The sequence below is a fragment of the Mesorhizobium sp. M7A.F.Ca.CA.001.10.2.1 genome, assembly GCF_003998575.1.
Classification (GTDB): Bacteria; Pseudomonadota; Alphaproteobacteria; order Rhizobiales; family Rhizobiaceae; genus Mesorhizobium.
The window spans coordinates 1-9,551 of the sequence record NZ_RZQY01000185.1; the positions used below are offsets into that span (position 1 = coordinate 1).

Genomic DNA, 9,551 nt, shown 5'->3' on the forward strand with positions numbered 1-9,551 from the left:
CACCGCGCCGGTCGTCTTTGGCCGCCTGCACGTGCTGCCGGTCGTCACCGGCTTTCTCGCCGCCTATCCAGACGTGGACATCCGCCTGACATTGGCCGACCGCATAACCCAGCTGGTCGAGGACCATTTCGATCTCGCCATCCGCATCGGCCAGTTGCCCGATTCGAGCCTGGTCGCCATCGGCGTCGGCGCGATCCGCCGCGTCGTCTGCGCCAGCCCGGCCTATCTTGCCGAACACGGCACGCCGACCACCCCGGAGGATCTGGAAACACACGATTGCATCACCTTCGAGGGACTTGCCTCCGCCGCCAGTTGGAGCTTCACCAAGGGCAAGGCCGAAATCCCGGTTCGGGTCCGCTCGCGGCTTCAGGTCAACACCGCCGAAGCGGCCATCGATGCGGCGATTGCCGGCGTCGGGCTGACACGCGTGCTTTCCTACCAGATCGAAGCCGCGCTGCGGTCCGGCACGCTGCGCATCCTGCTGCAGGAGTTTGAGCCAAAGCCATGGCCGGTAAGCCTGGTGCATGCGGGCCACGGCCTGCTGCCGGTCAAGCTGCGCGCATTCCTCGATTTTGCCGCCCCGCGCCTGAAGGAGCGGCTGGCGCGGCTGATGTAGCGGAACCAGGCCAACCCCCATTGGCGACCGTTCTTCGTTGCCAGCCAAAGCGCCCTGCGGCCATTTCCTTTTTTCCCGCGCTTGGTGTAACCAACGCTCACCTCCTCACCGGGCTCCCCCCAAATGCTCTACATCAGATCGCTGACGTTCAATTTCGTCTTTTACGTCAACCTGATCGTCCAGATGATCCTCTGGACCCCATACTATTTCCTGTCGCCCCGGCACCGCGCCTGGTTCGTGCCGAAATTTTGGTCGCGCACCTCGATGTGGCTTTACGACAAGATCGCCGGAACGAAGAGCGAGATCACCGGCCGGGAAAACCTGCCCGAAGGCTCCTTCATCCTGGCCCCCAAACACCAGTCGTTCTGGGATGCGATCGCCTTCTTTCCCTATCTTCACGACCCGCTCTACATCCTGAAGCGCGAGCTCACCTGGATCCCGTTCTTCGGCTGGTACATCATGAAGATGCGCATGATTCCGGTTCATCGCGGCAGCCGTTCGAAAGCGCTGAAGGCCGTGGTCGCCGCGACCAAGGCGGAGATGGCGCGCAATCCTCGCCAGCTCATCATCTACCCCGAAGGGACAAGACGCGCGCCGGGCGACGAGCCGGCCTACAAATACGGCATCGTCGAAATCTATGCGCAACTTGGCATTCCGGTGGTGCCGGTTGCCCATGTCGCCGGTCTCTATTGGCCGCGTCGAAAATTTCTGCGCTACCCCGGCACCGTGAAGGCGCGCTTCCTGCCGCCGATCCCACCGGGACTGAGCAAGGACGAATTCATGGCCCGGCTGATCGGCGAGACCGAGGCTGCCTGCGACCAGTTCCTGATTGATGCCGCGCGCGGCCCAAACCCGCCTGCCTTGCCGCCGACAGCGGTGAAAAGACTGCAAGAGCTGGACAACGCCGCAAGAACCAAAGCCTGAACCGGAAGTCTCCTGCCGGCAGTTCTCAGCCGAAAACGGCCAGCGCGGTGGTCAACACCAGCGTCGCGGCAAAGACCAGGTTGACGATCCGCGAGGCCGCCGGCCGGCGCAGGAAGCGCGCGAATGCCACTCCCAAGACAAGCCACAGAGCATGGATGGCGACGATCATCAGCGCGAGAGCCATCAGCTTCAGCCATGGACCAAGCTCAGTGTTACCCTGTTTGGGCGAAGCACCGGCGAACACGGCGGCGATTGCCACATAGGCCTTCGGATTGGCGACCGCGAGAAGGAATCCAGCCAGCCATGTTGGACACGAAGCCTCCGCGCCGCGTGCTGCCATGGGCGGCGCCGTGGCGATCTTGAAGGCGAGATAGAGGATGTAGGCCGCCGAGGCGAAAGCCAGCAACGGCGCCAGCTTCGGCATCGAGGTAAGCACCGCCATGACCCCGGTCGCGACAACCAGAAGCACGGCGATCGTGCCCAGGATGATTCCCCAGGCATAGCCCAGCGAGTGGCGCAAACCGAAGGCGGCCCCAACGGCGGTAACGCTTATCGTTGCCGGACCCGGGCTGCCCATGATCACCAGGGCGGCAAGCACGAGCGCGAGAAGTTGCCCCCAAAAGTCCGGCTGCGAAAGAAGCGGCTCAGTCATCTCTCCTCTGTCCTGCCTTGCGCGAAGAGACGGTATGGCAGGACCAGAGTGGCGTCTTGGACGTTCGTGCGAGGCGTCGCGCCTGAAGCTTCAGCCGCTCGCTTTGTCGAGTTCGGCCATGTCGGCGGCGGTCAGTTTCAGCGACGCCGCCCTGATCAGGCTGTCCATCTGTTCAGGCTTGGTGGCGCTGGCGATCGGCGCGGTGACACCCGGCCGCGCAATCACCCAGGCAAGCGCGACTTCCGCCTGCTTGGCCGAATGCCTTGATGAAACCGCGTCGAGTGCCGCAAGGATGCGCATGCCGCGCGCATTGAGATAGTCTTTCACGCCACCGCCGCGCGGGCTTTGACCGAGATCGGCATCGCTGCGGTATTTGCCGCTGAGAAAACCCTTGGCCAGGCTGAAATAGGTGATGACGCCGATGTCCTCGGCCACGCACAGATCGCGCAACGGCCCATCGAAGGACGAGCGATCGTAGAGATTGTATTCCGGCTGCAGCACCTCGTAGCGCGACAGACTGCGCAAGCTCGCCACATCGAGTGCGGCACGCAACTGGCCGGCGTCGAGATTCGAACAGCCGGCATAGCGGATTTTGCCCTTGGCGAGCAGCTTCTCGTAGGCGCCAAGCGTTTCTTCATAGGGCGTTGCGGGGTCCGGCCAGTGCGACAGATAGAGATCGATGACTTCGGTCTGCAGCCGCTTCAGCGATGCGTCGACGGCCTTTTCGATGTATGCGGCGGACAGGTCCTTGTGCCCCTGCCCCATATCCGAACCGACCTTCGTGATCACCACGACCTTGTCGCGATTGCCACGGTCTTTCATCCATTTGCCGATGATGGTTTCCGATTCACCGCCTTTGTGGCCGGGAACCCAGCGCGAATAGGCATCCGCCGTATCGATGGCGTTGAGGCCGGCGCCGACGAAGCGGTCGAGCAGGTCGAACGAGGTTTTCTCGTCGGCGGTCCAGCCGAAGACATTGCCGCCCAGAACCAGCGGCGCGATGGTAAGGTCGGTGCGACCGAGACGACGTTTCTGCAAGGCGGATCTCCGGGATGATTGGGGCGGGCAAATGGCGCCCGCGGGCTGAGGGTCGGAGCCTAACCTAGGTCTTGCCTGAACGAGGTCAAAGGCCTGGCCGCCTTTTTCCGCAGAGCCAGCTTCACAAAGGCGCGACCTGGCTGGCGACATCCTCCAGCCAGTGGTCGCTTATGCCCAGTGCCTCGAGATGCTCAAGCGTGCTCAGCACATAGTCCTCGTTGTTGCCGGACTGGCCGACCGCGCCGCGCACCACGGCCGCTGCATCCGCCGCGTCGAGCGCTCCGGCATATTGCTCGTGCTGGCGGTCGACAATGTAGACCACCGCGTCGACCGTACCGCCCCCGTCGAGGCGAATCTTGAGCATGCGCTCCAGATAGACATTGGTGACCAGTTCGCGCTCGCGAAGATAGGCCATGACCTCGTCGCGCAAGTCGCCGGGGACGCGGAATGCGAGGCCGACGCAGGACCCGCCACGGTCGAGGCCGAGCACCAGCCCCGGCCGCTCGCGCGTGCCGCGATGCACGAAGGAATAGACGCAGAGCGAGCGCCGGTAACCATGCAGGCGGGCACGCTGGGTTTCGACATGCGCGAATCCCGGCCGCCAGATCAGCGAGCCATAGCCAAACACCCAAAAATCGCCCATATCGCCGCGCCTGATTGCAAAAGATGCCAACACCGCACCCGGACCGGTGTTTTTTCCGCCCGTCCCGTCTAACTATTCGTCTGTCTGCCTGGCGGAATCGACCACCCGTCCGCAACACCCATGCGATAACGAGAGCCAAAGCATGACGTCAAGTGACGAACGCCAGCCAAGTAACCGTCGCCGCCTGTTCTGGCTTGCAGCATTCATCGTCCTGCTGTTCGCCCTCTACAGCGGCGGCTGGTTCTATCTGGCCGACCGCGTCAGGAGCGAGGCCGACAAGGCGGTCGCCACGCTCAACAAGAATGGCGTCGAGGCCGGCTGCGCCAATCTCCAGGTCAGCGGCTATCCCTTGAGCTTTACCGTCTCCTGCGACAACCTCGCCTATGAAGACGATGCCAGGAACATCGCGGCCTCAGCCGGCAGTTTCAACGCAGCCGCCCAGATCATCCAGCCTCTGTCGCCGGTTGCCAATCTGCGCGGCCCGCTCAGGACCTCAGTTCCGGACATGGTGCCGCTGTGGATCGACTGGGACAATCTGCAGGCCAATTTCAAATTGTGGTGGCCGCTGCCGCAGCGGATTTCTCTGGAGGCGGAGGGCCTGTCCGGCCAGACCGATCCGGCCGACGACACCGATCCGGTGCAACTGTTCAGCGCCGGCAAGGCATCGGGCCAGCTGCAGCCCAACGGCGAGGATATCGACTATCTCGGCAGTTTCGGCGATCTCGAGATCGACCCCGGCGCGATTGGCGGGCGCGTGCTTCCGGCGCTCGATGCCAGTGGCGACGTGACATTGAAGAACGGTGTCGCACTGATCGGCACGCAGGTGAAGAGCCTTCGTGGCCAGGCGATCGAGATCCGCAACCTTGACCTGTCGTCGGGCACGGCGCGCATCACCGTTTCGGGACCGCTCTCGGTTGATGCCGAGGGTCTGGTCAACGCCGATCTGATGATCAGGCTGAAGGACCCGAAGGCGGTGGCGGCCATCCTTGGCGCCGCCATACCCGAGCAGAAAAGCCAGATCGAGCAGGGTTTTTCTGCCCTGGCGGTGCTCGGCAACGAGCCGTCGATGCCGCTGAAGGTGGTCAGGGGCAAGGCCTCGCTCGGCTTCATTCCGCTGGGCAAGATCAAGCCGGTCGAATAGCTCAACCATGGCAAAACCCGTGAAGCTGCTGAGCGTTGGCGCCTTGACGCTGGACACCATCCTGCGCGTCGAGACACTGCCTGTGCATCAAGGCAAGTTCATTGCCTCCGACGGCGTCCAGATCGCCTCGGGCATGGCCACCAGTGCTGCCTGCGCCGCGCATCGCCTGGGGGCCGAGGTATCGCTGTGGGCGAGTGCGGGTGACGATGCCGTCGCCGACCAGCTCATCGCCGGCATCAAGGCCGAAGGCGTCGATTGCACCTTTGTGCGCCGCGTCAGAGGCGCCCGCTCGGCGCTGGCCTCGATCCTGGTCGACGCGCATGGCGAGCGCATCATCGTGCCGTTCTATGACGGGCTGGCCCAGGCCGATCCCGAAGTCTTGCCGGTCGCCGACCTCACGGCATTCGACGCCGTGCTGGTCGATGTCCGCTGGCCGGGCGCGGCAGCGTTGGCACTCAAGGCGGCACGCGCCGTTGGGCGTCCGGCGATCCTCGATGCCGACACCGCACCGTTGCCGGTCCTGGAACAGCTGTTGCCGCTCGCTACGCACATCGTCGCTTCGGAGCCGGCGGCGCGCATCGTCTGCGGCCAGGCGCTCGATCCGGAAACGGCTTGCGCCGATCTCGCCAGCCGCACCGACGCCTTTGTCGCGGTAACCGGCGGCGCGGCGGGCTGTTGGTGGCACGACCGTTCCGCAGGCTGTGTGCGCCATGTCGCGGCGCCGAAAATCAAGGCGGTCGACACACTGGCCGCCGGCGATGTCTTCCACGGCGCCTTCGCCGTCGGGTTGGCGGAAGCCATGCCGGTCGAGCAGGCTTTGCGCTTTGCCAGTGCGGCCGCGGCGCTCAAATGCCTGCGCTTCGGCGGCAGGCTGGGCGCGCCGGATAGGGCCGAGACGCTGGCCATGGTTGCGCAGGCCTGGCCAGCCTGAAACTGACGCTTTTGTTTTGACGCAATTCCCAAGGGAAAGCGCTAGCGCTTTTCCCGGGAAAAACGCCTCACACTTTTCCTGGAATTGCTCTAGCCCTTCGCGGGATGCTCGACGGCCTGGCGACCGAAATCGGGCACGTCGATGTCCTGGCCGGCTTCGATGATCGAGCGGCGCACAGCCCGCGTCCGGGTGAACAGGTCGAAGAGCTTTTCGCCATCGCCCCAGCGGATCGCGCGTTGCAGCGACGCCAGGTCTTCCGAGAACCGCGCCAGCATTTCGAGAATGGCGTCCTTGTTGTGCAGGCAGACATCCCGCCACATGGTCGGGTCGGAGGCGGCAAGGCGGGGGAAGTCGCGGAAGCCGGAAGCCGAATATTTGATCACTTCGGACTTGGTTACCGACTGCAGATCATCGGCGGTGCCGACGATGTTGTAGGCGATGATGTGCGGCAAATGCGAGACGATGGCCAGCGTCATGTCGTGATGCTGCGGATCCATCGTGTCGATGTTGGCGCCGCAGCGGCGCCAGAACTCCGACAGCCTCTCCAGCGCATCCGGGTCGGTGTCGGGCAGCGGCGTGAAGATGCACCAGCGATTGTCGAACAGGTCGGCGAAACCGGCGTCGGGGCCGGATTTTTCCGTGCCCGCCAGCGGGTGGCCGGGAATGAAATGGACGCCTTCAGGCACATAAGGCTGCATCTGCGCGATGACGGACGCCTTGGTCGAGCCGACATCGGTGAGGATCGCGCCCGGCTTCAGCGCCGGCGCGATTTCCTCGGCAACCGCGCCGGATGAGCCTACCGGCACCGAAATGATGACAAGGTCGGCATCGCGGACAGTCTCTCTCGCATCGGTGGTATAGCTATCGCCCAGCCCAAGCTCCTCGGCTCGCGCCAGCGTCGCCGCACTGCGCGTTGATATGGCTACGTGACGGGCCAGCCCCTCGCGGCGGATGACGCGGGCCAGCGACGAGCCGATCAGGCCGATGCCGACCAGCGCGATCTTTTCAAACATCGGTGATGTCATGGTCTCTAGCTTTTCAGGAATGTCGTGAGAGCGGCGACAACGCCGCGATTGGCCTCTTCGGTGCCGACGGTCATGCGCAACGCGTTGGGAAAGCCATAGCCCGAAACGCGCCGCAATATATAGCCGCGCGCCGTCAGATAGTCGTCCGCCGCCGCCGCCGAATGCTTCTGGTCATCGGGAAAATGAATGAGAACGAAATTGCCGACGCTCGGCGTTACCCGCAGCCCGAGCTTTGTGAATTCCTCGCTCAACCAGGCAAGCCAGGTCTCGTTGTGCGCCACGCTGCGCTCGACATGGGCGCGGTCGCGGATGGCTGCGATACCGGCCTCGATCGCCGTCGCATTGACGTTGAAGGGACCGCGCACGCGGTTGATGGCGTCGACGATATGCATCGGCGCATACATCCAGCCGATCCGCGCGCCACCGAGGCCGATCTTGGAGAAGGTACGGGTCATCACCACGTTCTCGGTGCTGCCGACCAACTCGATGCCGGCCTCATAGTCGTTGCGGCGGACATATTCGGCATAGGCCGCGTCGAGCACCAGAAGCACGTGCCTGGGCAGGCCGGCATGCAGCCGGCGCACCTCCTGGAACGGCACATAGGTGCCGGTCGGGTTGTTGGGATTGGCGAGGAACACGATCTTGGTGCGCGGCGTGACCGCGGCCAGGATGGCGTCGATGTCGGCGCGCTCATCTGTTTCCTTGATCGTCACCGGAACGGCACCCGCCGACTGGATGTAGATCTTGTAGACCATGAAGGCGTGTTCGGTGATGACGGCCTCGTCGCCGGGCGCCAGATAGGTCTGCGCCAGCAGGCCGAGAATCTCGTCGGAACCGTTGGAACATATGATGTTCTGAGGGTTGAGGCCATGCACCTCGGCGATCGCTTCGCGCAGCCGCCTGGCGGTGCCGTCGGGATAGATGTCGAGCTTGCCGGCAATCTCGCGCGCGGCTTCGATCGCTTTCGGCGAGGGCCCTAGCGGATTCTCGTTTGATGACAGCTTGTGGGCCTTGGCGACGCCGGCGGGCGCCGTGCTCTTGCCCGGCACATAGGCGTCGATGTCCATGATGCCCGCACGCGGGGTTGGACGTGCCTGGTCCGGTGTCTGGCTCATGTCGCAAAATCCGTCGAGAACGCTTCCTCGGGGAAGCCGCAGCGGAAATACAAGCCGTGGCCTGCAATGTCGAGAGGCGACAGCCATCGCCCAGGGCTGGCCGTTGACGACGGCGCGCCACAGCCCTAGAAGGGGTGCGAACTTCCGTGGTGATTTGGCCGGTCGGCTTGCAGCCACGTTAAACAACTTGCTAAAGGGCCGTTTGCATCCTGTAACCGGCTTTGCGACCGCAATGCCGGTTTTTTGTTGTCCGCGCCGGCCGGACACCCGTATCGGCATCGACTTTCGACAAACGCGATGCGTGGGCTCAAAGTGTGAGATGGATGTCATGGCCGTTCTGCGTGCCCGCAAAACCAACAACGAGGTCGACCAGCCGTCGAGCCCGGTTTTGCGTTTTGGATCCGACAAGCCGCTCAAGCTGGACGCCGGCACGCTGCTTTCACCGTTCCAGATCGCCTACCAGACCTACGGCACGCTGAACGATGCCCGCTCCAACGCCATCCTCGTCTGCCATGCACTGACCGGAGACCAGCACGTCGCCAGCACCAATCCGGTGACCGGCAAGCCTGGCTGGTGGGAAGTGCTGATCGGCCCCGGCAAGATCATCGACACCAATCGCTTCTTCGTCATCTGCTCCAATGTCATCGGCGGTTGCCTTTGGTCCACCGGTCCGGCCTCGACCAATCCCGCCACCGGCAAGCCCTATGGGCTTGACCTGCCCATTATCACCATTCGCGACATGGTGCGGGCGCAGCAGATGCTGATCGACCATTTCGGCATCGAAAAACTGTTTTGCGTGCTCGGCGGCTCGATGGGCGGCATGCAGGTGCTGGAATGGGCGTCGAGCTATCCGGAGCGCGTCTTCTCGGCGCTGCCGATCGCCACCGGCGCGCGCCATTCCTCGCAGAACATCGCCTTTCATGAGGTTGGCCGCCAGGCTGTCATGGCCGATCCGGACTGGCATGGCGGCAAATATTTCGAGCACGGCAAACGCCCGGAAAAGGGCCTGGCGGTAGCGCGCATGGCCGCCCACATCACTTACCTGTCGGAAGCCGCCCTGCACCGCAAGTTCGGCCGCAATCTGCAGGATCGCGAAGCGCTGACCTTCGGCTTTGACGCCGACTTCCAGATCGAAAGCTATCTGCGCCACCAGGGCATGACCTTCGTCGATCGCTTCGACGCCAATTCCTACCTCTACATGACGCGGTCGATGGACTATTTCGACCTTGCCGCCGACCATGGCGGCCGGCTGGCCGATGCTTTCGCCGGCACGAAAACCCGCTTCTGCCTGGTGTCGTTCACCTCGGACTGGCTTTTTCCGACCGAGGAGAGCCGCTCGATCGTGCATGCGCTCAACGCCGCCGGAGCATCGGTATCCTTCGTCGAGATCGAGACCGACCGCGTCATGTAGAGGTAGGAATTGGCGTCGAAGCGATCGACGAAGGTCATGCCCTGGTGGCGCAGAT

9 protein-coding genes, 1 pseudogene and 1 riboswitch are annotated in these 9,551 nt (G+C 63.7%); of the genes and pseudogenes, 5 read left to right on the top strand and 5 right to left on the bottom strand.

The features are described from left to right. Nucleotides 1-616 (top strand): LysR substrate-binding domain-containing protein (locus EN964_RS14195; protein ID WP_127276465.1); only part of this gene is annotated, 616 nt, incomplete at its 5' end. A 123-nt stretch (nucleotides 617-739) separates the two neighbouring features. Further along, nucleotides 740-1,540 (top strand): 1-acyl-sn-glycerol-3-phosphate acyltransferase, encoded by an 801-nt coding sequence (locus tag EN964_RS14200; protein WP_127268948.1) that lies wholly within the window; start codon nucleotides 740-742, stop codon nucleotides 1,538-1,540. A gap of 25 nt (nucleotides 1,541-1,565) precedes the next feature. Here EN964_RS14200 and EN964_RS14205 read toward each other — a convergent pair whose 3' ends face one another. From EN964_RS14205 to EN964_RS14215, 3 genes are all read right to left on the bottom strand, one after another. After that, a complete protein-coding gene (locus EN964_RS14205) occupies nucleotides 1,566-2,192 on the bottom strand; it encodes a LysE family translocator (protein WP_127268946.1) in 627 nt (208 codons plus the stop codon). 90 nt (nucleotides 2,193-2,282) lie between these two features. Continuing rightward, nucleotides 2,283-3,230, bottom strand: a complete 948-nt coding sequence (locus EN964_RS14210) for an aldo/keto reductase (protein ID WP_127268945.1) — start codon at nucleotides 3,228-3,230, stop codon at nucleotides 2,283-2,285. 121 nt (nucleotides 3,231-3,351) lie between these two features. Continuing rightward, nucleotides 3,352-3,873, bottom strand: coding sequence for a gamma-glutamylcyclotransferase (locus EN964_RS14215; RefSeq protein ID WP_127268943.1), 522 nt, complete (start codon nucleotides 3,871-3,873; stop codon nucleotides 3,352-3,354). A 142-nt stretch (nucleotides 3,874-4,015) separates the two neighbouring features. On the opposite strand from EN964_RS14215, the gene EN964_RS14220 reads away from it, so the two are divergent. Together EN964_RS14220 and EN964_RS14225 are read left to right on the top strand one after the other, a co-directional pair. Then, entirely contained in the window at nucleotides 4,016-5,014 is a 999-nt protein-coding gene (locus tag EN964_RS14220) for a DUF2125 domain-containing protein (RefSeq protein WP_127268941.1), read from the top strand. Nucleotides 5,015-5,021: 7 nt separating this feature from the next. Then, nucleotides 5,022-5,945, top strand: a complete 924-nt coding sequence (locus EN964_RS14225; RefSeq protein ID WP_127268939.1) for a sugar kinase — start codon at nucleotides 5,022-5,024, stop codon at nucleotides 5,943-5,945. Between the two features lie 89 nt (nucleotides 5,946-6,034). Here the strand turns inward: EN964_RS14225 and EN964_RS14230 are convergent, their stop codons facing one another. After that, nucleotides 6,035-6,970 carry a prephenate/arogenate dehydrogenase family protein gene (locus tag EN964_RS14230; protein WP_206528720.1) on the bottom strand — a complete coding sequence of 312 codons (936 nt, stop codon included), beginning with the start codon at nucleotides 6,968-6,970 and terminating at the stop codon, nucleotides 6,035-6,037. Between the two features lie 5 nt (nucleotides 6,971-6,975). Further along, nucleotides 6,976-8,085, bottom strand: coding sequence for a histidinol-phosphate transaminase (gene hisC / locus EN964_RS14235; RefSeq protein WP_127271089.1), 1,110 nt, complete (start codon nucleotides 8,083-8,085; stop codon nucleotides 6,976-6,978). 136 nt (nucleotides 8,086-8,221) lie between these two features. Continuing rightward, a riboswitch (SAM riboswitch) is annotated at nucleotides 8,222-8,299 on the top strand. 114 nt (nucleotides 8,300-8,413) lie between these two features. On the opposite strand from hisC, the pseudogene EN964_RS14240 reads away from it, so the two are divergent. Next, a pseudogene (locus EN964_RS14240) lies at nucleotides 8,414-9,487 on the top strand (homoserine O-acetyltransferase); the annotation flags it as partial. Nucleotides 9,488-9,551 lie beyond the last annotated feature (64 nt).